21 protein-coding genes and 1 tRNA gene are annotated in these 25,005 nt (G+C 41.7%); 9 read left to right on the top strand and 13 right to left on the bottom strand.

What is annotated here, in order from left to right; translation table 11 throughout:
* Positions 1–57: 57 nt before the first annotated feature.
* The 3 genes from V7L20_RS28790 (at position 58) to psbM (ending at position 955) form a co-directional block, all read left to right on the top strand.
* The gene (locus V7L20_RS28790) at positions 58–195 is read left to right on the top strand and encodes a photosystem II reaction center protein K (RefSeq protein ID WP_006195022.1); all 138 of its coding nucleotides are present in this window, start codon (positions 58–60) and stop codon (positions 193–195) included.
* Between the two features lie 186 nt (positions 196–381).
* Positions 382–678: a 2Fe-2S iron-sulfur cluster-binding protein gene (locus V7L20_RS28785; RefSeq protein ID WP_190939272.1), complete on the top strand. Its 297-nt coding sequence runs from the start codon at positions 382–384 to the stop codon at positions 676–678.
* A gap of 160 nt (positions 679–838) precedes the next feature.
* Complete coding sequence (gene psbM, locus V7L20_RS28780; protein ID WP_012407089.1) at positions 839–955, top strand: photosystem II reaction center protein PsbM; 117 nt, start codon at positions 839–841, stop codon at positions 953–955.
* Between the two features lie 79 nt (positions 956–1,034).
* Here psbM and V7L20_RS28775 read toward each other — a convergent pair whose 3' ends face one another.
* From V7L20_RS28775 to psbZ, 7 genes are all read right to left on the bottom strand, one after another.
* Positions 1,035–1,886: a universal stress protein gene (locus tag V7L20_RS28775; protein WP_334747351.1), complete on the bottom strand. Its 852-nt coding sequence runs from the start codon at positions 1,884–1,886 to the stop codon at positions 1,035–1,037.
* Between the two features lie 821 nt (positions 1,887–2,707).
* Positions 2,708–4,279 (bottom strand): alkaline phosphatase D family protein, encoded by a 1,572-nt coding sequence (locus V7L20_RS28770; RefSeq protein ID WP_334747350.1) that lies wholly within the window; start codon positions 4,277–4,279, stop codon positions 2,708–2,710.
* Positions 4,280–4,906: 627 nt separating this feature from the next.
* Positions 4,907–6,172, bottom strand: a complete 1,266-nt coding sequence (locus V7L20_RS28765; RefSeq protein WP_334747349.1) for a glutamate-5-semialdehyde dehydrogenase — start codon at positions 6,170–6,172, stop codon at positions 4,907–4,909.
* 4 nt (positions 6,173–6,176) lie between these two features.
* Positions 6,177–6,584: a hypothetical protein gene (locus V7L20_RS28760; RefSeq protein ID WP_334747348.1), complete on the bottom strand. Its 408-nt coding sequence runs from the start codon at positions 6,582–6,584 to the stop codon at positions 6,177–6,179.
* Between the two features lie 775 nt (positions 6,585–7,359).
* Positions 7,360–7,431: transfer RNA gene (locus tag V7L20_RS28755), tRNA-Gly, on the bottom strand.
* Positions 7,432–7,581: 150 nt separating this feature from the next.
* On the bottom strand, positions 7,582–8,160 hold the full coding sequence (gene ribH, locus V7L20_RS28750) for a 6,7-dimethyl-8-ribityllumazine synthase (RefSeq protein ID WP_334747347.1): 579 nt from the start codon (positions 8,158–8,160) through the stop codon (positions 7,582–7,584).
* Positions 8,161–8,349: 189 nt separating this feature from the next.
* Positions 8,350–8,538, bottom strand: a complete 189-nt coding sequence (gene psbZ / locus V7L20_RS28745) for a photosystem II reaction center protein PsbZ (protein ID WP_323198552.1) — start codon at positions 8,536–8,538, stop codon at positions 8,350–8,352.
* Positions 8,539–8,688: 150 nt separating this feature from the next.
* On the opposite strand from psbZ, the gene V7L20_RS28740 reads away from it, so the two are divergent.
* A complete protein-coding gene (locus V7L20_RS28740) occupies positions 8,689–11,427 on the top strand; it encodes a CBS domain-containing protein (RefSeq protein ID WP_334747346.1) in 2,739 nt (912 codons plus the stop codon).
* 45 nt (positions 11,428–11,472) lie between these two features.
* On the opposite strand, the gene V7L20_RS28735 is transcribed toward V7L20_RS28740, so the two are convergent.
* Positions 11,473–12,153 (bottom strand): Uma2 family endonuclease, encoded by a 681-nt coding sequence (locus V7L20_RS28735; protein ID WP_334747345.1) that lies wholly within the window; start codon positions 12,151–12,153, stop codon positions 11,473–11,475.
* 278 nt (positions 12,154–12,431) lie between these two features.
* Positions 12,432–12,722: a hypothetical protein gene (locus tag V7L20_RS28730; protein WP_334747344.1), complete on the bottom strand. Its 291-nt coding sequence runs from the start codon at positions 12,720–12,722 to the stop codon at positions 12,432–12,434.
* Positions 12,723–13,123: 401 nt separating this feature from the next.
* Between V7L20_RS28730 and V7L20_RS28725 the strand changes: the two genes are divergently transcribed.
* The 4 genes from V7L20_RS28725 to V7L20_RS28710 all read left to right on the top strand — a co-directional run bounded on the left by V7L20_RS28725 (position 13,124) and on the right by V7L20_RS28710 (position 16,959).
* Positions 13,124–13,450, top strand: a complete 327-nt coding sequence (locus V7L20_RS28725) for a DUF6825 family protein (protein WP_334747343.1) — start codon at positions 13,124–13,126, stop codon at positions 13,448–13,450.
* 220 nt (positions 13,451–13,670) lie between these two features.
* Positions 13,671–15,356: an ABC1 kinase family protein gene (locus V7L20_RS28720; RefSeq protein WP_334747342.1), complete on the top strand. Its 1,686-nt coding sequence runs from the start codon at positions 13,671–13,673 to the stop codon at positions 15,354–15,356.
* 18 nt (positions 15,357–15,374) lie between these two features.
* On the top strand, positions 15,375–16,112 hold the full coding sequence (locus V7L20_RS28715) for a Stp1/IreP family PP2C-type Ser/Thr phosphatase (RefSeq protein ID WP_334747341.1): 738 nt from the start codon (positions 15,375–15,377) through the stop codon (positions 16,110–16,112).
* A gap of 649 nt (positions 16,113–16,761) precedes the next feature.
* On the top strand, positions 16,762–16,959 hold the full coding sequence (locus tag V7L20_RS28710) for an NblA/ycf18 family protein (RefSeq protein ID WP_041565841.1): 198 nt from the start codon (positions 16,762–16,764) through the stop codon (positions 16,957–16,959).
* Positions 16,960–17,427: 468 nt separating this feature from the next.
* On the opposite strand, the gene V7L20_RS28705 is transcribed toward V7L20_RS28710, so the two are convergent.
* From V7L20_RS28705 to V7L20_RS28690, 4 genes are all read right to left on the bottom strand, one after another.
* Positions 17,428–18,981: a serine/threonine-protein kinase gene (locus V7L20_RS28705; protein ID WP_334747340.1), complete on the bottom strand. Its 1,554-nt coding sequence runs from the start codon at positions 18,979–18,981 to the stop codon at positions 17,428–17,430.
* Between the two features lie 1,265 nt (positions 18,982–20,246).
* A complete protein-coding gene (locus V7L20_RS28700; RefSeq protein WP_334747339.1) occupies positions 20,247–21,260 on the bottom strand; it encodes a glycosyltransferase family 2 protein in 1,014 nt (337 codons plus the stop codon).
* A 221-nt stretch (positions 21,261–21,481) separates the two neighbouring features.
* Entirely contained in the window at positions 21,482–21,928 is a 447-nt protein-coding gene (locus V7L20_RS28695; protein WP_334747338.1) for a hypothetical protein, read from the bottom strand.
* Positions 21,929–22,388: 460 nt separating this feature from the next.
* Positions 22,389–23,573 carry an anhydro-N-acetylmuramic acid kinase gene (locus V7L20_RS28690; RefSeq protein WP_334747337.1) on the bottom strand — a complete coding sequence of 395 codons (1,185 nt, stop codon included), beginning with the start codon at positions 23,571–23,573 and terminating at the stop codon, positions 22,389–22,391.
* A gap of 392 nt (positions 23,574–23,965) precedes the next feature.
* Between V7L20_RS28690 and V7L20_RS28685 the strand changes: the two genes are divergently transcribed.
* Entirely contained in the window at positions 23,966–24,769 is an 804-nt protein-coding gene (locus V7L20_RS28685; RefSeq protein WP_334747336.1) for an Npun_F0296 family exosortase-dependent surface protein, read from the top strand.
* Positions 24,770–25,005: the final 236 nt, after the last annotated feature.

Genomic DNA, 25,005 nt, shown 5'->3' with positions numbered 1-25,005 from the left:
ATGTTAAGATATTTCTCAATTATGAAAGCTGTGTTGGATAGTTGGATTTAAACAAACATGGAAGCAGCACTTTTATTAGCAAAACTGCCTGAAGCATACCAAATCTTTGATCCTTTGGTGGACGTTCTCCCAGTTATCCCTGTATTCTTCTTGTTGCTTGCTTTTGTTTGGCAAGCAGCCGTGGGATTTAGGTAAGTTAATCTATTTTTCAATTTATAGGACAGGAACTATACCTGTTCTATTTTTTTTGTGCCGCTATATTTTATAAACTTAATATTTATTAATATTTTGTAATAATTGAATATAATAAATAAGATATGAATCAAGCCATGTCAATATGAAGCCTTGAAAGCCAAGCTTAGAGTCAAGGAGGAATCAGTTATGGGTAATATCAAATTTGTTAAAGAGAATAAAGAAGTAGTAGCGGCAGATGGTGCAAATCTCCGGCTCAAAGCCATGCAAAATGACATTGATATATATAAATTTATTGGCAAGATGACCAATTGTGGTGGTAATGGTCAGTGTGGTACTTGCGTTGTCGAGATAGTTGAAGGATTAGAAAATCTTTCCCCCCGCACAGACGTAGAAAACCGCAAATTCAAAAAAAAGCCGGAAAATTACCGCCTTGCCTGTCAAACTTTAGTGAATGGCTCAGTTAGTGTAGTTACGAAGCCTTAATTTGTTAAATCTGCCACTGCTTCAATTTGTATCCAGTCAGTAGTCAAAATACTTACCAAAATGAAGTTTCCTGATTTTGAATTTTGAATTGGTATAACTGTGTCGTCGATGATGCTATCCTAATCTTGTTGATTGGAAATTTAAGAGAGGCTTTCTTGCCATGCAAGTTAATGACCTGGGGTTCGTAGCAAGCATTTTGTTTGTACTAGTCCCCACTGTGTTTTTACTAATTCTGTACATCCAAACTGCTAGCCGCCAAGGTGGAAAAGATAGTTAAGAGTTTGTGTATCAAATAAAGAACCCCTACACTACTGGTGCAGGGGTTTTTATTATCAACCACTAACTCTATTTTGACTTTAAGCGATCGTCCGCGCCAACAATACCGGACAAGTGGCATTGACTCGAACATAGTCAGACAAGGAAGATCCGATAAGTCGGTCTATATCAACAAAACTCTTAGCGATAGATGGACGACGATCTGGAGAGCCGAGCAATAATAAATCTATATTCAACTCCTCTGCTAACCGACAAATTTGTTCACCAGGTTTTCCACTACTAACATAAGAACGAGATTGGATACCCTGTTTTTGGGCTTCTGCAACTGCGGCTGCTAAAACTGGATTTTTGTCTGAACTAACTTCATTTATTTCCGATTTTTTTCCGCCTAAATCTGTGGCAATATTTGCCAAAATTAACTCGCCACCCTGAATATCTCGCAGTAAAAACAGTGCCAATTTCAAGCAGTTTTTGGCAGAATCAGAGTTGTCTATTGCCACCATAATGCGCTTAATTCTTTTGACATAAATATCATCTTTTACTAGCAACATTGGGCGAGAAGATAGCTGGAAAACATACTGACTGACTGAGTTCGATAAAATGGATTGCAGCCGCTTAAGTCCGCGTGAACCCATAATAATCAAGTCAGCGTCGATTTCATCAGCTACTTGACAAACTACATCTTTAGGGTCGCCTTCGCGCAAAATTGAAGAAACCTGGCTAGGATCTAAGTTCAAAGTTTGAATGGCATTAGCTAAAATTTTACCGCCATTTTCCCATTTAGCTGTCATGGTAGTAGCAGTACTTTGTGCAGGAACAACATGCAAAATTGTCACTTTTGCAGATTGAATTGAAGGAATTTCTTTCAGGGCTTTGAGCATTTCTTCTGCGTGTCCCAATCCCGATACAGCCAGCAAAATTTTTTTTATCATTTTACGTGATTGTTGTTAAGTTTACTTTAGTTGTCGCTGTTATTACTTGGCTTAGATCGCATTTTTACTGTCTTGCTCAACAACTTAGTCAGTAACTTGGCACAAATAAACTTTATTTTTTAGTATTTAACACTCAAACAAATGACAAAGTACAAAAAGCTCAACAAATGTTTAAGTTCATTTGCACCTATTTACTTAAAGATGATCGACTAGACTTCAATTATTAAGCATAATCTCAATTCAGTCTGAATAACTTAATAAATTATGATGTTAATTATCACTTTTAATCTATATTCACTTTTTTTATTAGAAGTTAGTTAAGTATTGCAAAGAAATGCCAAAATAACTCTTCGGAAAGATTTATTTCTGTAAGCTTTACCAGCGATCGCTTCTGGCTTAAATAGTCATTTTCCCTATTCTGTGCGTTTTTTAAAGTCTTTTACAGTTTTAATAACTCAGATAGAATTGCTATATCCGAACATCAGAGGAATGTGCGATCGCAGCATCTGAATTCGGATGTTCTAATAGTTAAAGTCATATCTCATACTATAAAGACCTCTCCGTAGTTTTACTAGGCAAAACTTTCCCTCCCCGACTCGGAGAAAGAAAGACTTGAACTTTAGTTAGGACTTACGCACAAGAGATCCCCCAACCCCCTTAAAAAGGGGCTTTTAAGATCCCCCCTTTTTAAGGGAAGCCAGCGCGGTCTTGGGGGTTTCCCCCATGAGCGACTGGCGTGGGTTAGGGGGGATCGAGGTTTCAAGTTTTCAATGCCTAAGTCCTGTTTAGTTTAACTCAGGGAAAGCTTTATCGAACTTACCTTAACTTAAATGCGCTCCTGGTTGTCCGTTTTGGACTACAAAGGAAGCTAGGGTTTTGACAGAGGCATTCAAGTCAATGATGCTTGATACAACACGGTAGTCACTTTGCCAGCATTGTGGAGTAAGCTTGCAGCGCACGTATCCCCGGTAAGCACCGTCAAAGAACTTAGTATGGGGATTATTAGGTAGGGCAGCTTTAGCTGGAGCGATAAAAGCGGTGGGAAAGTCAGAGGTAATTGAGGTTCCGACAAACTCAGTGCCTACTGTCGGTGAGTTTGGATTACTAAAATCAAGCTTTAGGTCGTGTACCCAACTAGAATGGATGTCTCCGCTAATCACCACTGGATTAGAAGGTTGGCGCTGGTTTAGAAAATTCAAGAGCCGATTACGTGCAGCCACGTAGCCGTCCCACTGATCCATATTGAACACACCAGAACCTGAACTGCTATTAAAATTGTACTCGGCAAACATCACCTGTTGAGCAATTATATTCCAGCGCGATCGCGACTGATCTAACCCTTTTCGTAACCATTGCTCTTGCTCTGAGCCGGTCATAGTAGCATTTGGATCAAAAGCTTGGGAACAGCGAGGCTTGAGTCCGTCATCACAAGGTTGGTTAGTGCGGTACTGCCTTGTATCTAGGACATTGAACTCAGCTAAATTACCAAAAGTCAACCGCCGATAAAGTAGCGCGTCTGGGCCATTGGGCAATGAAAACCGACGCAGAGGCATGTGTTCATAATAAGCTTGGTATGCGTTAGCTCGCCGTTTCTTAAAAGCGTCTTGGGTTTGATTGTCTTCGGGGATTAAGTTGGCGTAATTGTTGTCAACTTCATGATCATCCCAAGTGACAATCCAGGGAAAAGCAGCATGGGCAGCTTGGAGATTCGGGTCTGTTCTGTATAGGGCATAACGACCTCGGTAGTCGGCAAGAGTGGTAATTTCTGGACTATTATGCTGGCGAGGTCCACCAGGTTGTGGGCCGTATTCATAGATGTAGTCACCCAGATGAACTACAAGGTCGAGGTTTTCCTCAGCCAAATGCCGATAAGCCGTATAGTAGCCATTTTGCCAGTCTTGACAGGAGACAAAAGCAAAATTCAATTGTGAGATAGAGCCATAAAATGCTGGTGCTGTGCGAGTTCGTCCAATGGGGCTAACTTCCCTACCCGCTTCAAATTGATACCAGTACCAACGGTCAGGGTTTAGCCCACGCACATCAACGTGGACTGAGTGGGCTAACTCTGGTGTCGCTAGTACTGTTCCTCGCCGCACAACCTGTTTCATGTTTTCATCAAGGGCAACTTGCCACCGCACTGGAACATTTACCAGTGGCATTCCACCTCCAGACAGTGGATTAGGAGCCAGTCGGGTCCAGATAACAATACCATCCGGCAAAGGATCGCCAGATGCAACACCAAGACTGAACGGATAGCTAGAAAACCTTGAGTTAGCCAATACCGGATGCCATTGGCTAGCTATTGTTAACCCCGTTAAGAATCCTGCACCCAGCAAAAAATTCCGCCGTCTGCACCGATTTGCTAGCAGACGCGCACCATCCATAAGTTCCATATTCACCCCTACCTAGATGTAAATACGGTTGGCATTCAGGAGGGTCAGTTGTGAAAAGCACAAACAGTGATTTAAATAATTTGTAATACTCGTCTCCGGCGAGAAGCAAGCTACGTAATTCGTAATTCGTAATTGGGATTTGTATAGGGATTTAGACGCTAAACAAAATATGGCTGCTTCTTATTTAATAGAAACAGCAGATTGTAAATCATCTAATAATTATGAATTATGAATTAGTAATTACTAATTATGTGGATTTGACTTGTCTCCTAATAGCTGCTCAACCAAACATAAAAAACTTATCAACCCAGGATCAAGCAGAAATTAAGATTGTGTTAAGTTTAGACATTGGGAGAATTTTGTGGGGCATTTAGACCCTAACAGAAACAGAACCGCCGCTACTGGCACTTTTGGCAAACCTTCTTCTAATTACGAATTACGTTAGCGCAGCGTAAAGCCTTCTCTTCTCTTCCAGAGACGCTAACGCGAACGAGAGGCTTTGCCAACGGTATAGCAACTCTTAGAGACGCTACGCGTAGCTTGCTTAAGAGCAGGGGTAGGCTTACAGTGACGCAGGAGCGTCATTACGTAGCTTGCTTCTCGCCGGAGGCGAGTATTACGAATTATTTAAAATCTGCCATTTCCCTGAACAATGTGCTTAACGGTGGTCAAGGTTTCCAGGCTGATAAATCCCCGACGATGACCTTTTTGGTTAGACATACCGAGAAACACTGAATCTCCCCGCGAGGGGTTGCGGGAAAAACGCGGGGAAGTGTTGATATAGGTAGAGGCACTGGTAACTCCCAAGGCAAACTGCCGACTTTCCTGATAGGATTCAGTAACGATGGAGTCAGCATGACCACTACTGTATTCATTAATCCAGGCGATCGCAGCCTCTAAACTATCCACCAGTTTAAAAGCTACTGTCCTGGTTAAATAAGGGTTTCCCCATTCGCCTTGCTTCACCAGCTGCAATTGGGGAAAAGCTTGTACTAGTTCTGCATCTCCTTTAATTTCAAAGCCTTTTTCTATCAAGCTATTCCATAAAACTGCTAAAGATGATGGCAAGGCTTGACGATGAATTAGTACCTTTTCAATGGCGTTGACCTGATCGGGTTCACTTTGATGGCTATTAAGAATCATCCAGCGCACCATTTCTAAGCTACTATTGAGCGACCAGTAGAGATAACAGTTACCCATCGCTGACTTTAAAACTGGGCAAGTTGACTGTCGGACTACCTGCTGCACTAAACTAGAACGTCCGTAGGGAATCACTAGATTCACGTACTGGTCTTGGGTGACTAAATCCCGAATCGAAGCACCATGTTCTGCTGTGATCAATTCTAGACAGCCAGGGGCTAGACCAACTTGAGCGATCGCACTTTGCAGTACCTCAGCGATGACCGCGTTAGAATGGCTAGCTTCAGTACTACCTTTGAGAATTATACTATTACCAGTTTTGATACAAAAACCTGCTGCAATCGCTCCTAAATCTGGAAACGCCTCATAAATAAATCCAATCACTCCCAAGGGCATTAACTGGGTATAACTCTGGGAATCTTCCAGTTGATAATCAGCCGTTCTGACGCGCCGCAGTGGATCTGATAATTCCCCCAACCGTTGTAAAATGTCCACGGCCATCTCTAACCTTGTGGGAGTCAGTTTCAGCCAGTCTAGGATTAACTCAGACACTGCCATTTCCCGACTGGCTTCTAAATCCAAGGTATTGGCTTCTAGAATGTCGTCAAATGAGCGCTCAAGGGCTTGTGCCATTGCCAGTACTGCACGACTCCGGTCTGCTCCCTTTGTAATCCCTAACTTTAGGGAAGCATGGTAGGCGCGTTGGGCACTAGTAATTGGTTCGGGGTAATCATCCAAAACTTCAACAGTCATTGAGTTAACGTCTGTAGGTAAGCCAGACCATTAGCGCTGGCAGAATAGCCAATAGCACAGCCACCATTGCCCAAACAACAATGCTGGAACTATTTGCCAATCGCAGTGCTAATGGTAGCCATATAATCACTAGCACGAAAATAATGCCAAGTGCTATAGGCAGATAGCTTTCTCCAAAGCGCGGATGGACAACATGCCAACTATTTCCCATCCAACGCCAAGCCCGCTTGTAGGGATAGGTGGTAGAAAGCTGTTCTAGGACATGACCATTATCTTCTACTACAAAGATTTGCTGACAGCGATCGCAACCAAATGCTTCTGTCAACGTAATCGGAATTAACTGACCCCGGCGACGACAGGGACAGGGATATTCGGTATTGAAATCTATTTTTTCGGGTTTTTGAGATTGCACAAGCGTTCTAGTAACTTGAGCGTGTTTTACACGAACTGCGAGAATATGATCCCTTGGTAAATGCCTGATCAGGCTTCTCTGATTAAACAGTTATCAGTTATCAGTTATCAGTGAAAAATTGGGAGTCAGAGTCCCCCATAACTGACAAGTGGTGTGTTTCAGTCGGGGTGGTCACTGAGCGTAGCCGAAGTGTCAAATACCCGAGAGAGTTACCGTGATAACTGTTCACTATTCACTGATTTAGACATCACCATCATTGCAAACAGTAGATGCAGCAGACTCTAAATATCCTAATTGCCATATCAGTACGAGGTTCTCTATTTGTAATCTTTTCCATAGCTGGCAATCTTATGTAAAAATTTCCTTCTTTTCATTTATCGCTTTAAAAGTAATGTGGTGCGGTTGGGCATTTATTGTGATGACACACAAAGATTGTAGCCAAGCTAATGTATATCTACACCAGTCTAAAGCTGGGTTTTATATTTCTTAGCAAGTGGGAAACTCTTCTTTATTGTGGGCGATATTCAAATTGAGACAGTAGTACCGTAAGGCAGAAGTTAAAAGTCACGCATTCAAAAGTTTTCTATATCAAGGCTTTTGCAAGTTTGAAAATGGTAGCTTGATTTACACCGCGCTGTAATAAACGATTTGTTTGCTCGATTTATCCACATTGGCAGCGATTTACAAGAGTGTAGTGCGAATCGCCAAACACTTCAATGCACCCTAAAAACATTAAACCTCTTGCAGTTTTTAACTCCAAGAGGTTTTAATTGGAAGCGGGTAACGCGATTCGAACGCGCGACATTCACCTTGGCAAGGTGACGCTCTACCACTGAGCTATACCCGCAATCTTTAACCATACATTAATATCTCAGATTTATTCCTAATTGTCAACCCCAAAATTTAGTTATTTGTCATTAGTCAGTAGAGACGCGATTAATCGCGTCTATACATTAGTCATTGGTGAATAACAAAGGACAAATGACTAATGACTCATTTAGCCCAGTTCTTCTGACTCCGCCGTTAAATTGCCGATGCTGGCATTTTGAAACGAGGCTGGCAAAGACTGGCTGTTACGAGAATATGGCTCTGCTAAATTAGAATGCAGTTGCCGCATGAGGCTTGCCATTTCTAAGGCATTCAGGGCATAATCCCAGCCATGATTACCTTTGATGCCTGCCCGTTCTAAGGCTTGCTGCATAGTGTCTACTGTCAAAATGCCAAAAATTACTGGCACTCCAGTTTGAAAGCTAGCAGCAGCAATGCCTTTAGAAACTTCGGCAGATACATAATCAAAATGGGGTGTTTGCCCGCGAATGACTGCACCTAGACAAATTACAGCATCATAACGATGGGAAAGTGCTAGTTGGCGAGCGACTAAAGGTACTTCAAAACTTCCTGGAACCCAAACATAGTCCACCTGATTACCTTGGGGGTCAGGATCTACACCGTGGCGTTTCAAGCAATCTTGACATCCCTCTAGCAGCTTTCCGGTAACTAGGTCATTGAATCGACCAATCACCACTGCAAACCGCAAAGGCTCCGTTTGGGTAAAAGTTCCCTCGAAAACTGCCATGACTGCCTCTTAATCAACTATATTTCTAGCCAATATACATTTCTTATTAAAATGTAGAAGAGCAGGAAAGCACGGTCAGAAAAAAGAAAATCGGAAAAAATTTCTCCTTTTTTCCTTTGATATTTGACCTTGGCTTTCCTGCCCCTCTAGTTCTTATATTATGTGCCTGCGCCAGAGTGAAGCCGTCGCTTACACGACAAAAAAGTTTAACAAACCAACTAAAAATACCAAACCAATCCAGGCGGCGGAACCAACCCAGAGCAGTTTTTTAGATTCAACCCAATTTTGGGGAGTGGCGTAAGCAACGGGGACGCCAACAACCAGGACGAAAGACAATAGGACTAAGCCTATCAAGGCAAATTGGAATATTATGGTCATTTTTGCTTCTCCCAATACAGCGAAATACTAAGGATAGAATATCCTAAAGGGCGACACTGACACTTTCTTATTATTTTTAAGCTAGCAGAAATTGCAACATTTTTGTCATTTGTCCTTTGTCTAAGTACTAATGACTAATGACTCTTAATTATGGATTTAATTCTTTGCCACACAACAGCAGATTTTGACGCACTAGGAGCAGCAGTAGGAATAACGCGCTTACTACCGGGAAGTAAGATTGTGCTAACTGGCGGTTCTCACCCTACTGTACGGGATTTTTTAACATTGCATCGGGATGAATATCCGCTAATTGAACGCCGTTCGGTGAATCCAGAAAAAATTCGTTCTCTGACTGTGGTGGATACGCAACAACGCGATCGCTTGGGTAAAGCTGCCCAGTGGTTAGATTTACCCCATCTAGGAAAAATTATAATTTATGACCATCACTTAGGACAAGAATCAGATATTCCGGCTACGGAATCATATATTTCCTCAGTAGGAGCAGCCACAACTTTAATTGTGGAGCAATTGCAACAACAGGAAATTTCCCTGACTCCTGCTGAAGCAACTGTGATGGCTTTGGGTATCCATGTTGACACTGGCTCTTTGACTTATGACCAGTCCACACCACGGGATGCGCTAGCTTTGGCTTGGTTGATGCAACAAGGTGCTAGTTTATCAGTAATTTCCACCTACCGTGACCCTGGTTTGTCTGTACAATTGCAGCAGTTATTAACTGAATCGCTGGAAAATTTAGAATATCTCTGTCTACGCGGATATACGGTTGCTTGGGTAACTCTAAAAACTAAAAATTTTGTGCCTGGATTATCGAGTTTGGCATCGGAACTCGTGGAATTAACCGAAATTGATGCCCTACTCTTGGCTAATGAGTATCCTTTGGGTGAAGAGGATTCACGCTTAACTGTAATTGGGCGATCGCAAATTCCCAAAACAAATCTTAATGTATTATTTCAAATTCTAGGTGGCGGCGGTCATTCACAAGCCGCATCCCTAAACCTAAGAGGAGTTGATTCACAGGCAATATTAAAACAACTCCTTGACGGGGTAAAAGCGCAAATTCCCCATCCTCTCACCGCTAGGGACTTGATGTCCTCTCCTGTTCGCACAATTCTGCCTGAAACCACAATTGCCGAAGCCCAGCGCATTTTATTACGCTATGGACACTCTGGTTTATCTGTAGTCGATCCTCAAGGGCAACTAGTAGGTATTATTTCGCGCCGGGATCTTGATGTTGCGCTGCACCACGGATTTAGTCACGCGCCAGTCAAAGGCTATATGACCACAAATCTTAAAACGATCACACCAGATACGACACTGCCACAAATTGAGTCGCTGATGGTAACTTATGATATCGGGCGCTTACCAGTATTGGAGAATGAACAGTTAGTTGGTCTGGTCACTCGTACTGATGTCTTACGAGAATTACATCAAGCAAAGCATGAAGACGAAGAGGGACAAAAATTCAAAATTCAAAATGACGCTTTCAGACTCGCTAACACGGCGCTAACAAAATTCAAAATTCCTCTCAGCACTGAGTTGCAAAATTGCCTTACACTGCAATTGTGGGAATTACTGACTACAGCCTCGCAAGAGGCAGAAAAACGAGGTTGGCATCTTTATATTGTCGGGGGTGCGGTGCGGGATTTACTGTTAAATGATGCAGCATCAGGCACTTTGATGATTAAAGATATTGATCTTGTGGTTGATGGCTTTCACAAATCAGCAGATGTAGGTGCTGGTGTAGAACTAGCAAAAGCACTCCAACAACTTTACCCTGCGGCTCGTTTAGAAATCCACGGTGCTTTTCAAACTGCGGCTTTGCTGTGGCACAAAGACCCAGAATTAGATTCTTTATGGGTAGATATTGCCACTGCTAGAACAGAATTTTATCCTTATCCAGCAGCAAATCCAGAAGTTGAGGCGAGTTCTATTCGTCAAGACTTGTATCGTCGAGATTTTACGATCAATGCTCTTGCATTGCGCCTTACTACTCCCCGTGCTGGTGAATTACTCGATTTCTTTGGCGGATTAATCGATTTACAAGCCAAGCAAATTCGGGTTTTACACCCCAACAGCTTTATCGAAGACCCCACCCGGATTTATCGTGGCGTGCGCTTTGCTGTGCGCTTTGGATTTCAGATAGAACCGCAAACAGAAGAGTTTATCCGCTATGCCATCAACAGTGGTGTTTACGATCGCACTGCTCAAGAGAATAGCAAAACTCCAGCCCTGCAAACTAGACTGAAAACAGAATTAAAACACATCCTAGAAGCGCCCTACTGGAAATCGGCTTTAGAGTTACTCGATAATTTAGGGGCATTGCAATGTGTCCATCCTACCCTGAAGCTAGACGCAGAACTCCTGCGACAATTACGTTTGCTAGAACGCTGTTTGCGGCGATTTGACCCGCAACCAACCCTCATTCATTGGGAAATGCGCTTAGAAGCATTAATCGCCCATCTAACACCACAATATCGGGCGAAAGTAGCAAAGAATCTGCAACTGCAAGAGGATAGCATTAAACGCTTGCAAAACTTGGCTTCTGCTCAAACTGAGGTGATGGAATCTTTGCCTAAGTGTCAAAGTCCCAGTCAAGTAGTGCAGTTGCTGCGACAGTACGACTTACCAATGCTGATTTTAATTGCTTTGCCAAGTCTGCGATCGCTTAGACATCAGATTTGGGAATATTTAACTGTTTTGGCTAATGTGCAGCCACTATTGAATGGCAATGATTTAAAAAAACTTGGTTACACACCAGGGCCGCAGTATCGGCAAATATTAGATGATGTAGTTGCTGCTACCTTGGATGAAGTGATTAAAGATAAGGCTGAAGCTGAGGAGTTTTTAGCACAACACTATCCTAAATGAAATAGTGAAGCGCTCGCACAGAATCTTGTAAGCGATTAAAGTAATCTAAATTGTATCTGGATCGATATTTAGCTCGCGCAGTTTTGTTGCCAAACGTTCTGCCTTCTGTTCTGCCTGTTCTGCGGTTTCTTCAGGTGTTGGTACTAGTTGACCATCTCGTGTAAAAAACCGCAATAATCCCTGAGAAACTCCCAAATATAATCCTAGTTGCTGACTCCACAAATATCCTTGCTCACTTGATTCTAGAGGTTGATATTCTCCATCTACTAAATGAAATCCCGCAAATTCTTGTGTGTAAGGGTCGAACCAAAAATAATCCAACGTGCGGAAAGTATCTTGATAAATTTCTTTTTTTAAACTTTTATCAGTATTAGCTGTTGAGTCAGACAAAATTTCTAAAATTACATTTGGATATTTGCCATCTTCTTCCCACACTACCCAACTTTTACGGGTTTTACGTTCAGTTCCTAGCACTACAAAAAAGTCTGGCCCTCGGAAATATTCTGATTTGCGTTGGTGTGGACTATAGTAGATAGTCAGATTTCCCGCCGCATAGAAATCATTTCTATCTCGCCACAACCATTCCAGAGATGTTAAAAGTAGGATTATTTGTCGTAGATGCAGTTCTGTTTCCAAGGGAGGTTCATCACTAAATAAATCACCAGGGGGAAATATAATATCTTCGCAGGTGCCTTGTTGAGATTCTAATTCTTGAGCTATGGTCATAGAATGGATACGGCATCAAGTAGTTATGGATTTATTTTAGCAGTCTTATAGTTAGTGATAAGCCTGACGGCATAGCTATCGCTTACCGCACTATATTAACGCTTTCCAAAAAAGGCGATCGCATTCTTAAGTTAGGTAGAAAAAAAGAGAGTGCAATTTTATCTTCCTCATAAACAAGACAAGATCCCCGATTATTAAATGAAGTGGGAATCTGTTTCATTACGGCTTGATTAAAGATTCTTGAGACTGGCAATATTTAGTAATTAACTTACGTGTTTTTAGAGGTGAATAAAGCAGTATGGAAAGTGCGGGTAAACTGGTTCCTGTAGTGCTAACAAAATAAATGGATTTAAAAAGCCCGCTATTATCCCAGATCCTACACTAGCTCCAAATCCTAATGTTAGTAGTATTAGTACGGTTGTAAATGAGTCTTCAGCCAAATTTATAACCCAATCCCTAGCCCAACCCACAACCAAACCCACAACCCCACCTACAACCAAACCCACAACCAAACCCATAGCAATACTCACAGACAGTCCTAGTCCTTTCTTTAGTACGGAATAACCCATATAAGACACGGATATGGTATGTTCACATCTTGCAGCAGACGATTAAAATCCCGGCTATCCATAGCTTGCTTCCCGTAGGGTACAAAGCCTGCTGATCCAAGCTAGAAGATTTAGTTCGCGCAGGCAAACGAGAGTTTGTGTAGCCGCGACTTCCAGTCGTTCGGTCTTGTTTTTGTAATACAAAAATACACTTAAGCTATCAGGGAGACATTAACTAATCAATATTTTTTACAATAGTTATTTAACTATTTGTAAGGAAAAATGGACATAGGGACATAGAAAAAGCGATCGCCAGGGCTGAAGTTGCACATCGCGTCACATAAATCTCTAACTCTTCAGCAGAAGCCGTAAAGCATACAGGCAAGTTATAATTCTCTTGCGGATCAACGTAACAAAAATTTATGAGTAACCCCCTCGTGCAAGCCTTTTTCGTAGGCAGAGCAGTAGCTGAAGTAGTTAATGAGCGTTTAGAGGTCGCCTTGACCGATGCTTTGAGCGATCTGGGCAAATTTGATGCGGAAGCTAGAGAGCAGCTACGCCAGTTTACAGACGAAGTTATAGAGCGGGCAAATCGGGCAGCAGAAGCCGCTACTGGTCGTCAAGCTAGTACAGGTGGTGGGCAAGCCAGTTCTGAATCAGGTGACTTACAAGCAGATATTGATGAATTACGAGCAGAAATTGCCCTGTTACGAACAGAATTGCAACATTATCGTAGAACTTCTGCATAAATTTCTTTAGTCATTAGTCATTTGTCATTAGTCACTTGTACTGAGCTTGTCCTAAGTTCAGCCCGAGCAAAGCTGAGGGGCGTAGCCGAAGGGCGTAGTCAAAGTATTCGTCAAAAGTTTTGTACAAATGACAAAGGACACTTAAGAAAAAACAGTTTAGGAATCAGAGTGTCTTTTTTTTTCAAGAGATTCGGTTGCAAACCAACGGTAAACAAAGTATATGGAACAAGGTTATTCAGATAAAGCATACCGTTGGAATCGGGAAAAATACTCAAGCAGACGGCGTTTTGTGGACATTTGGTCTTTTGTCTTGACCATATTGTTTAAACTTTGGCTATACAACAAATCTTGGAGTTATCCGGGTGGTGTGACTGAGGCAAAGCAAGCCACAAGACGCAAAACCCAAGCGGTGTGGATTCGCAATACCCTGCTGGATTTAGGGCCAACTTTCATCAAAGTAGGGCAATTGTTTTCTACCCGTGCTGATATATTCCCTGGCGAATATGTAGAAGAACTAGCCAAGTTACAAGACAAAGTACCGGCATTTAGCTATGAGCAAGTAGAAGCAACCATTGAGAAAGAACTAGGCAAAAAAATTCCTGAACTATTCCATAATTTTGAACCGATTCCTTTAGCTGCTGCTAGCTTGGGGCAAGTACACAAAGCTGTGCTACATAGTGGCGAATCGGTTGTCGTCAAAGTGCAACGTCCTGGACTAAAGAAGTTATTTGAAATAGATTTACAAATTCTTAAGGGAATTACCCGCTATTTTCAAAACCATCCCAAATGGGGACGGGGACGAGATTGGCTAGGTATTTATGAAGAATGTTGTCGTATTCTTTGGGAAGAAATTGATTATCTCAACGAAGGTCGTAATGCTGATACTTTTCGCCGCAACTTTCGCGGCTACGATTGGGTAAACGTCCCAAAAGTATACTGGCGTTACGCCTCGTCCAGAGTGTTGACTTTAGAATATCTCCCTGGAATTAAAATTAGCCAATACGAAGCTTTAGAAGCAGCAGGTTTAGATCGAAAAGCGATCGCCCGTCAAGGCGCTCAAGCATACTTACTACAATTGCTCAATAGTGGCTTTTTCCACGCCGATCCTCACCCAGGTAATATTGCCATTAGTGCAAGTGGTGCTTTGATATTCTACGATTTCGGCATGATGGGGCGGATTAAGTCCAACGTCCGTGAAGGACTAATGGAAACACTGTTCGGCATTGCTCAAAAAGATGGTGATCGCGTTGTTCAATCTCTGATCGATTTAGGCGCGATCGCCCCAACCGATGACATGGGTCCAGTCCGGCGTTCCGTCCAGTATATGCTGGATCATTTCATGGATAAGCCTTTTGAAAACCAATCGGTGGCAGCAATTAGTGACGACCTTTACGAAATAGCTTATAATCAGCCATTTAGATTTCCAGCAACCTTCACTTTTGTGATGCGAGCCTTTTCTACTTTAGAAGGGGTAGGCAAAGGTTTAGATCCAGAGTTTAACTTTATGGAAGTTGCCAAACCCTATGCAATGCAGCTTATGACCGATATGAATGGTTCTGAGGGGAATAGCTTTATTAACGAATTAAGTCGTCAAGCAGCTCAGGTAAGTAGTACCGCACTTGGTCTACCACGTAGATTAGAGGATACCCTAGAGAAGCTAGAACGGGGAGACATGCGCCTGCGCGTTCGGTCTATCGAAACTGAACGCCTATTGCGCCGACAGAGCAGTATTCAGCTCTCAATAAGCTATGCTCTGTTAATCAGTGGTTTCACACTTTCAGCTACGATCTTAGTGGTTACCAATTATGTATGGTGGGCACTAGCGCCTGGTTTAATTGCAGCAGTGCTTTCAGTGATCCTAATCAGACTACTTTTACGCCTTGACCGTAACGATCGTATGTATTAATTGTTGCAAAATTAATTTATGAAACTTAATTTCACGGGTTTTAGCGATCCGGGACTTATTCGTTCTAATAATCAGGATGCTTACTATATCGACCCAGAAGGGCGGTTTTTCATTGTAGCCGATGGCATGGGTGGTCATGCCGGAGGTGAGGAAGCAAGCCGCATTGCCACTGGAGAAATTCAAGCCTATTTGGCCGCAAATTGGGATTCTTCAAAATCTTCCCAAGAATTACTAGAGCAAGCTTTGTGGGGTGCTAATGAAGCGATTTTGCACGATCAGCAAAATCATCCCGAACGCGCCGACATGGGTACAACGGTTGTAGCAGTTATTTTTCGCGCCCCAGAGACACCCTGGTGCGCTCATGTTGGCGATTCCCGGCTGTATCGCTTCCGAGAATCGCAATTAAAACAAGTAACACAAGACCACACTTGGGTAGCACGGGCAATCAAAATCGGTGACATCACCTTAGATGAAGCACGATTACATCCGTTTCGTCATGTATTATCGCGCTGTTTGGGGCGTGAAGACTTGGATCAAATTGATGTGCAACCACTAAATGTCAAAGCTGGCGATCGCTTGTTGTTATGTAGTGATGGTCTAACAGAAGAACTTGTCGAACAGAAGATTGCTCGCTGCCTCCAAGACAGTCCTTGGCTTGATAAAGCCGCCATCTCTTTAGTTGAGGCTGCCAAAGACCACGGAGGGCATGATAACATCACAGTTGTTATCGTATCACTTGAAGAAAATAGTCATTAGTCATTAGTCGATGCTTAGTAACTTTAAACAAATGACAAAGGACAAATGACAAATCTGGTAGATATACTCAGCAATTTGTTCAGCACGAGCATTTTTACTTTTTACAATTTGATACAAATATTTTTAGCCTCCAAAGTTGCCTAAAAGAGGCTAAATTTGCATTAATTGGTAGATTTACATCTTGCACGTAATAAGATAATGCGACTATAATTCACGCTTATTACCATCCATTCTCCAACCTCCTGAAAGTCTCAACCCTCCCAGGCTTCCTCCATATTGGAGGAGACAACATTTTAGTTTTTCTCAAACAGGGAAACTATGTAGGATTCATGACAAAATTTGCTCATCTCTTTAAAGGAGAGTTATGCAAAGCAAAAAGGAGTCAAGAGGTAATTATATCTATCCAAGACAAAACAGACAATATTTTCCGGAATATGGCTCGGCTGACTTGGGTAGTATATCACTAGGATTAGGTGCAAGATATTAGAACAGAAAAAGTCCATACTTCGGATGTGGGCAGTTTGTCAAACACTTGTTATCTTTCTTAATACGGAGGAGCAAATGTTGGACAGATATCAGTCCAATTACTATCCAATTTGGACTTCTGTAAGCGATATCACCTTTACTCGTTGTTTTTTCGGAGTTAATTATGAACCAACCAATGAAACTATCCTTGGAACAGCAATTTAGCATTTGCTCATTTGCTACTCAAGTGCAAAATATGAGCCACGATCAAGCTAAAGACTTTTTGGTAAAGCTCTATGAGCAAATGGTAGTACGCGAGGCAACTTATCAAGAGCTTCTTAAGCACCAGTGGGGCTTAGATTCAGGTTCCACTATGGCATAGAGTCGTTCTACTGTCGCAGTGGGCGACCTCCTTCTCTTGCTTGGTTCCAAGGAGGAAAAGAGCTGGGGATGTCGGGGCGTCAACTTCGATAACCAATTTTACAAAGGTTGGACAACAATCAAACTCAAAAGACTAACAAATAGTAAATTTTTCGACGACACCTCTGCCTGCTAAAGTCTAGATTTACTTTAAATTTGTACTAAAAATCCACTGTTTGCTTTGGCAAGACTTTTTCTTGGTTCGTCTAGTGTGGGATTAAACTGCGTAAACTTGCAATCTCCGTGAATATATACACAGGAAGACTCAAAGAAAATTTAAATAGCCGTGATTTTGACAGCTAGTTTTTTCACTCTCTATACATATAACTAGAACTTACATCTTTATAGATATTTTGTTTATAAAAGTTTACATTATTCAAGAAATCACCCGTTTGTTACATATATTATATGTAACATAAAGAAATTATTCTTAGTTGGAAAGATCGTATGGAGAATCTGTATCAATACTTTCCAGTTTTGCGAGAATTTGAGGCTTAATCTTTTCATACTCACTTTTGAGTAAGTTTTTACTAATTTGCGGGTCGGCAGAGGAGATCAATGTGTTGCTCATTGCGAGCCACTCTTGCAGTCGTTGGCGCTGGGCAGAAGCGACGCTAGAAAGTAAGATATGGGTACAGCGATTTGGTGTTTCTCGTGCAAAGAACAACAGGCGGTAGTAACCTGTGTGCTGTAATAAGCGGGCAATTTCTTGACCAAGACTAGTTTTGAGATCAAGGTAGTAAGGTAACCATTTAGGGCCATGTTTGCGGTTGTAGATAACAGTAATCCATAGCAGCATGGGATGGGGAACAGAGATGAAGAGAAATTGGTTATAGCGGGTACAGAGTAAACGCTTTTGAATTTCCTTTTGCGGTAGCATCACCCACAAAGCTGGTAAAACCTCCCCATTGGTATGAATGGGCTGGGGAAACACAATATCGGCAACTGGTTTATTGTTAGGCCAGGAAATGCCACGAGCGATTTCATCGTTTGACCAGGATACCCGCAAATCGCCTTTTGTTTTTTGTTCAAGCTCATTGCTTACTTTAGTAGCAGGAACTAGCGCCTGACTGTCTTGCTTAATTTTGCGTGAATGCTCAGGCTTTTCTAGAGATGCTAAAACTTTGAGGATTTCAGTGATACTTTGGGGGCGATCGCGTGGTACTTTAGCTAGACAACTCATCACCAAATTTTCGATTTCTTTTGGTAATTCTAATTTGGGCGCAACCTCAGCAAAAGAACGTGGTTTTTGATAGTGATGTATTTTATACCATGCTCCAAAAGAGTGAGTTGGTGGCACCAGTGGCATTTTACCTGTAAGCATCTCAAACATCATGACGCCCAAACTATAAATATCAGAACGATTGTCTAATTCTTTACCTTCCATCTGTTCTGGAGAAGAATAAGCCAATGTCCCCAAATAGAATTTTGTATGATCGCCATCTGACTGTAATAATTTAGCAATACCAAAATCTAGAACCTTAACCAATTCTCCGAAACTGGGATCTTGAATCACCAGCATATTGCTTGGCTTAATATCGCGGTGGATAATTGGGCAAATATGGCCCTCAACTGGGATGCCATCATGAGCGCACTGTAACCCCAGGCTAAGTTGACGCGTCATACTCACAAATCTTGGTAAAGGCAGTCCTTGCTTGCGAATAATATTGTTTAAGCTTTGTCCTTGTAAGTATTCCATGACGTAGAACGGGGTATTATTGTCATCTACGCCATAGTCCATAACTCGGACAATGTGAATGCTTTTTTGCCCTAGTAAAGCACAGGTTTTTGCTTCTCGCTCAAATCGGTCTTGCAATCGCATCTTTTCATTTTGGATTGATAGCGCCAGAAACTTAACCGCAACAGGTACACCTCCCAACAAAGTATCTTTAGCACGATAAACCCGACCCATTGCTCCAGTACCGATTAACTCTTGGAGTTGGTAGCGTTTGTTGAGTAAGCGACCAATGTTGGGGTCTGACATAGAGAATTTGAATCCAAAAGCAGGTTGTAAGTGTTTAGGAACAAGAGTGCATTCAAACTGATATTTGAACTATTGCGCCCAAAAATGATTTTCTAGGCTCGTACCGCAAGGGAAAAATGGAAGCCAAAAGGTAAAAAGCTTATATACTAGCCTTTTTGGCGATTTCCAATCGTTGGTCTATTTACAGGCTGCTGTACTAGTACGCCACGGTGAAAATAGAGCAGCCATTTAAAATCTCTAAAGAGTTTATTCCATATTACTTTTGACTTTTGACTTCCCCCTTGTGGTACTAGCTTTTTTTCAGTCCTCTTTTAGAAGATTGAAAGCATGATCTAGCCGTTTGCAACTGACGCGGTTATTACAACTAGTGCAACATGTCAGATCAAACAAGCAGAAAGGGTAGATTTATAATGACACTTTGTACCATTTTGCACTTTCATTGTGGTGTAATTTTAGTTTGCCCAATTTTGACTAAATAGATAACTCTAGGATCTGCCAAAACATTTAATTAGGTAGCACCACACTCAGTACAGAGTTCTAAGAACTGAGTATTGACACTCTCAAGTTTTAAAGACACTGATATTTTACAGACACAGGAGAATTCTGAAGAATCCAAAGTCTAACTCTCGCTAGGTTCGTCAAACAACGTCTACCCAGTAAGCCTAAGTCTAAGCGAAGAAAAGTTGGCTACTTTTTGCAAAATATTGACGCTTGCGTTCAAATCTGCATTCCCAATTGAACCATTGGCTGACCGATGATGAATCGAATGCAAGGCGCTATTCTAGACACCTTATCTTCTGAGGATTTCTTATTTTCCTCTGCTTAGAGTGATGGAAGCTGTTTACGGACGCGCTCGTTTCCATTATCGATGGAAGAAACAAGTCAAATCCTCTTCCCTTCTGCCTTCTGCCTCCTGCCTTGTTTCTTAGGAGAGCGTTAGGGACTTCTAAATAAAAAATACTCAACAATTTATTGTGGGGTGGGCGTCTCGGCCGCCAATAGTCTAAGGCAGGTAAGCTGCCTAACCCACAATATTGGACAATTTATTTGTTGGAAGTCCCTTTTTGTACTGAGCAATGGTCTACAACTAAAGTTTAGTTTTGCTTAATTTAGTACTTTCCTCCTACCTCCACTAAGGCTGTCCTCTGCGTTTGTTTTGTAAGTAGAGATAATTAAAGATACTTATTGTCTTACCATAATTTTGACCTTAAGGCTAATTCTGACTACATAAGGATGGATAATTTATTCAGAAAAATATGATTATACTAATTGATAGTTTTTCGTTCTCTCTGTATGTTATAAGAAATGCCAAAAACTGATTTATTACCCATTACATAGTATTGAATTCGGCGTTCGATAATATTGTTCAATCGTAAAATAAAATTATAAAAAAAGTACGGATTTTTACCCATTTCTGTCAATGCTTTTAACCATTTACCTTCCTTAAGAGGCTCTACAACTTGAAGGTAAGCTAGATTTTTTTTATAGATTGAATTATTATGAGACATAGCGCGCATTAAAGCTGGATTTTTTTTCACAACTTCTTGTTGCATGAAAGAATTACTAGCATTCAAATATTGATTTAGACGTGACAATTGGCTTTTATGTACAAGAGACCCGGGGCGTGAGCGGTAGAAATAATAAGGTTTTGGCTCAAGGAAAAAGCGAGCTCCTTTGATTAAGCATTTCATATCAATCCAAAAATCTTGACCCATCCTGATGGCATCATCGTACTCGATGCCATGCTTAACCATAAATTCTCGTTTGAATAAAGGCTTGCTTATACCAAGATGCAACCCTGGTTGTCCATAGACATCAGTTTCTACAAAATAAACGATATCAATTTGTAAAATTTTATCTATACGTTCTTCACTTTCTTGAATTAATGTGCTCCAAGGAGATGTTTCGCCATCATTGATTAAATAAAGATCGTCAGCAATCATGTCTGCATTTTTTTCGTTTGCCAGTGACACAAGCTTGGACAATCTTTCAGGAGCATACCAATCATCTGAATCAAGCACAGCAATCCATTCTCCTTGGGCCGCTCTAAGGGCACGATTACGCGCAGCAGCAGCCCCAAGATTTTGTTGATTAACTATTACTTTGAGACGTGGGTCAGTAAAACTTTTAGCGACTTCTACAGTTTTATCACTTGAAGCATCATCGACTATGATAACTTCAATATCTGTGAGCGTTTGCTCTAAGACTGACTCTATTGCCTTCGCAAGATAAGCTTCAGTATTGTAAGCAGGGATAATTACAGAGACTTTCGGATTCATGAAACTGGACTCCAGACTACACGGTTCGGTAAAAACACTAAAAGTCTAACGATAATTTGATAATTTCTTATTTAGTATACAACTCAGTAGGTCAGTGAGAATAAACGATGACTCCTTAAGATCAGGCATAAGACATTGGGCATTGAAGAAGCAGAAGCAGTGCATCGGCATTGTTTGAGCGGCAAGCTTCTAGCCTAGACGGACAGCAAGCAGCACTACCTTTAGGTTGACTGACGCTCTAGGCTAGCTTCCATTGTGTTAGTTAAAAAATGACCAGCCAAGATGCCACTACTGAGGTAATATCTATCTTCCGAAATTCGGTGCAGGGTTTCAAAGCCACTACGACGCTGCCGATCGCCTATTACCCAATAATGCTGCACAATAGTATCTAAACCAATCCAACCTTCACCTTCAACCTGTCCCAAAATATTATGCTGGAGTAAAAAAGTATACTGACGCTCTCCCTCATGCAGCCGCCCCTTGTATTGCAGAGAGATTTCTGAGCGATCGCTACCAGGAAAGATCAGTTTTGTAGCCATAGTGAACCAGTTATCTCGATTCCAAGCTACCAAGGTCATACCCTTGACACTGATTAGCATACCATTACGTTCTAGCCAATTTCCTTGCATTGTCCAGCGTCCTGGTTCCAATAAAAAAGTATGAGCCACCTTCTATAATTCCCTGTCTTGATCGACTGGAGTTTAAATTACAGTTATAGCAGTGCTAAGTTACGTTAGCGATAGCGGGGCGTTTAGCCCATGCTGAATGAGGAAATTTTTTATCAAGCAGAATTCAGGAGTCAGTCTTCAGAATTCAGTTGGTATTCTGTCCAAAAAAGCGGATAGCACAGCGTTAGGGATGAACGAGCATCTTGATTCTGACCAAAGCAACGGAAACATCTCCGGCTTTGCTCCTGAATTCTTCTTCAACTTGTTTATTAAAAAAGATAGGTTTAAAACCGGACTTCGTCGCGCTACGCTAACGCCCGCAAGTGGCGCGGAAGAATTCTTGTCTCACAAGGCTCTTAGATACCCCACCCGCAAGTGGCGTGGCTGTATTTAATTTTGAATTTTGAATTTTGAATTTTGAATTGATTCATTGTTCCTGTCTTAGCACTGAGTACTGATTTTAGTAAATTTCTCCCAAAAGCACTTCTTGAGGTGCCCCAGTCGCAGTAGGTAGGTTGCCAGGAATACCCAAAAGTCGCCAGTAGGCTAAAACTGCAAAGGCGATCGCTTCTTTAAAATCTGCACTCAAACCAACTTCATCTGTAGTCAAGACTGGTATTGATGGCAACAACAACTCTAATCGACGTTTCAAATAGAGATTGCGACTACCACCACCACATAATAGTACTCTTTGTGGCATTTCCGGCAAAAAAGTGCGGTAACTATGAACAATTGAAGCAGCTGTAAGTTCCGTGAGAGTTGCCAGTAAGTCGGCGGCGTTGAGTTGGTATGCTTGGGCATCTTCTAAACACTGATGCAGGTAATCCACACCAAATAACTCTCGACCAGTGGATTTAGGCGGCGGCAGATGAAAATAGTCTTGGTTGAGCCATTGTTCTACCAATGGATGACAAGGAGTACCACTCGCTGCCCAATTTCCATCTTCATCGTAACTTTTAGCACCAGCGCTTAAATGCTCGACCGCTAGATCCAACAGACTATTTCCTGGGCCAGTATCCCAAGCACGAATCTTTGAGAGCCAGTCGCCATGCCGAAGCGGAATATAGGCAACATTACCAATACCACCAATGTTTTGAATACAACGCCCTTCTTCAGCATGACTGAGTAAATAGGCATCTACTCTAGGCACGAGAGGCGCACCATGACCACCAATAGCAATATCAGCAACGCGGAAGTTGCTTACAGTTGTAATGCTTGTAAGATAGGCAATTAATGCACCGCGCCCTAGTTGGAGACTGTAACCTAGTAGGGAGTAGGGAGTGGTTTTGTTTCCCATTTCCCGATCCGCAGGTGGTCGATGATAAACTGTTTGACCGTGGGAGCCAATGAGAGTGGCTGGCTGATGACCAATTTGAATATTTTGGGCGGCTTGGGCAAAGACTTGAGCGATCGCATCATCTATTTCTGCCAATTCTGCCATTGAGATGGCAACACCTGCACCAACTGCCAATATTCTTTCTTTGAGTTCGGCTGGATAGGGATATGTTGCCCCAGCTAGCAACTCAATTTTGAGATCCAATTCTGTACCAGAAATCTCTACCAATGCAGCATCTATGCCATCTACAGATGTGCCACTAATTAAACCGATAACACGAGTAGGGACAGCTTCTTTAGTTGGATGCATTGATCAAGACTCTTTTGTTGCAAGAGGTAGTTTAATTCATATTACTACCCATGTCAAAAAATTCAAGAAATTGGCATAGCACAATGCCTCATGCTTTCTTAACCTAGAACCCTAACAATATGAACTGCCTGCAAATCACAAGGTGGCAATTTTTATAAATAAAGCTTGTTTACAATTCACTACTGATAACTTCGCGCTTTCTATATAAAACAATAAACATCACAGAACATAATATCAGTGATTATCTCTAAATATAGTCCAATAACTTACATTGTGATCTAAGTAAAATCAAATAAAAAAAAGTAGTAATCTCTCTGATGTTGGAATTTATAAGCACATCGCACAATAAGGCATGAACATGAAAAATTTTAAAAACGAGAAGGATTTGTCAAATGAAAAGTCTTTTAATTAAGTCTGCGATCGCTTCTGGTGTTGTTTTGTCTTTAGCTACTTTTACCCGCCCTGTAATGGCTGCGTCTTTTGCAGTATCAATAGAAGACCCAACCTTACAAACTGCAAATTACTCAAATCTTGTTAATGCTCGTGTACAAAATTTTGATGCTTCAACACTAACAACAGGTTACAGTGCAACAGGCTTTACATGGGCTGATGGAACAACAAATGTTGGTAGTTATACGAATACTCTGATTGTGGATAAGGACCAATATGGTGGTGCTGGTGGAACAGGTAAATATTTTGATGTAGATACGAGCAGATCGGGTGGTAAGCAAACGGTTTCTACCTTAAATTTAACAACCGCACAAAGTTACTTTGGACTTTGGTGGTCTGCGGGAGATGCTAATAACAAACTTACATTTCTTTCACAAGGTCAGGTTGTACAAAGTGTGACCACTGCTGATGTGGTTAATTATATCGCAAAGCTACCAAATAAAGCCAGCTATTACGGTAATCCTAATTCGCCAAATCAAAATACTGGAGAACCCTATGCTTTCATCAACTTCTACGATGTTGGCGGAACTTTTGATCAGATTCAATTCACCAATATTGGCGCAAGTGGTTTTGAATCAGATAACCACACAGTCGCCACTGGCTATAAGAGTATCACCGGTAATGTAGTTATTAAAGCAGTTCCTGAGTCTTCTTCTGTATTAGGAGTTTTTGTAATTGGTTTTGTGGGTGCTACTTCAGTTCTGACTCGTCAAGTCAAGAAAAAGTCAGCTTTACAATTCTCATAGCAAATACTACATCAGTAAGAAAAAATCAAGGGTTTGGGCTGGGCATTGGTCATCGGGCACTTGTACTGAGCTTGTCCTCTTGGTAGTCGTAAAGCCTGCGGCATAGCTACGCTTAGGGCGCAGCCTCTTCAAGAGTTGGGCGTAGTCGTAAAGCCTGCGGCATAGCTACGCTTAGGGCGCAGCCTCTTCAAGAGTTGGGCGTAGTCGTAAAGCCTGCGGCATAGCTACGCTTAGGG

The organism is Nostoc sp. (assembly GCF_036916735.1).
In the GTDB taxonomy this organism is placed as follows: Bacteria; Cyanobacteriota; Cyanobacteriia; order Cyanobacteriales; family Nostocaceae; genus Nostoc.
The sequence above is the reverse complement of the archived record's forward strand: the minus strand, read 5'-3'. Positions and strand labels throughout refer to the sequence as shown.

Excerpts from the sequence above, each read along its gene's own strand:
- V7L20_RS28790 (WP_006195022.1), top strand. The coding sequence starts at position 58 with ATGGAAGCAGCACTTTTATTAGCAAAACTGCCTGAAGCATACCAAATC.
- V7L20_RS28785 (WP_190939272.1), top strand. The coding sequence starts at position 382 with ATGGGTAATATCAAATTTGTTAAAGAGAATAAAGAAGTAGTAGCGGCA.
- psbM (WP_012407089.1), top strand. The coding sequence starts at position 839 with ATGCAAGTTAATGACCTGGGGTTCGTAGCAAGCATTTTGTTTGTACTA.
- V7L20_RS28775 (WP_334747351.1), bottom strand. The coding sequence starts at position 1,886 with ATGATAAAAAAAATTTTGCTGGCTGTATCGGGATTGGGACACGCAGAA.
- V7L20_RS28770 (WP_334747350.1), bottom strand. The coding sequence starts at position 4,279 with ATGGAACTTATGGATGGTGCGCGTCTGCTAGCAAATCGGTGCAGACGG.
- V7L20_RS28765 (WP_334747349.1), bottom strand. The coding sequence starts at position 6,172 with ATGACTGTTGAAGTTTTGGATGATTACCCCGAACCAATTACTAGTGCC.
- ribH (WP_334747347.1), bottom strand. The coding sequence starts at position 8,160 with ATGGCAGTTTTCGAGGGAACTTTTACCCAAACGGAGCCTTTGCGGTTT.
- psbZ (WP_323198552.1), bottom strand. The coding sequence starts at position 8,538 with ATGACCATAATATTCCAATTTGCCTTGATAGGCTTAGTCCTATTGTCT.
- V7L20_RS28740 (WP_334747346.1), top strand. The coding sequence starts at position 8,689 with ATGGATTTAATTCTTTGCCACACAACAGCAGATTTTGACGCACTAGGA.
- V7L20_RS28735 (WP_334747345.1), bottom strand. The coding sequence starts at position 12,153 with ATGACCATAGCTCAAGAATTAGAATCTCAACAAGGCACCTGCGAAGAT.
- V7L20_RS28730 (WP_334747344.1), bottom strand. The coding sequence starts at position 12,722 with ATGGGTTATTCCGTACTAAAGAAAGGACTAGGACTGTCTGTGAGTATT.
- V7L20_RS28725 (WP_334747343.1), top strand. The coding sequence starts at position 13,124 with ATGAGTAACCCCCTCGTGCAAGCCTTTTTCGTAGGCAGAGCAGTAGCT.
- V7L20_RS28720 (WP_334747342.1), top strand. The coding sequence starts at position 13,671 with ATGGAACAAGGTTATTCAGATAAAGCATACCGTTGGAATCGGGAAAAA.
- V7L20_RS28715 (WP_334747341.1), top strand. The coding sequence starts at position 15,375 with ATGAAACTTAATTTCACGGGTTTTAGCGATCCGGGACTTATTCGTTCT.
- V7L20_RS28710 (WP_041565841.1), top strand. The coding sequence starts at position 16,762 with ATGAACCAACCAATGAAACTATCCTTGGAACAGCAATTTAGCATTTGC.
- V7L20_RS28705 (WP_334747340.1), bottom strand. The coding sequence starts at position 18,981 with ATGTCAGACCCCAACATTGGTCGCTTACTCAACAAACGCTACCAACTC.
- V7L20_RS28700 (WP_334747339.1), bottom strand. The coding sequence starts at position 21,260 with ATGAATCCGAAAGTCTCTGTAATTATCCCTGCTTACAATACTGAAGCT.
- V7L20_RS28690 (WP_334747337.1), bottom strand. The coding sequence starts at position 23,573 with ATGCATCCAACTAAAGAAGCTGTCCCTACTCGTGTTATCGGTTTAATT.
- V7L20_RS28685 (WP_334747336.1), top strand. The coding sequence starts at position 23,966 with ATGAAAAGTCTTTTAATTAAGTCTGCGATCGCTTCTGGTGTTGTTTTG.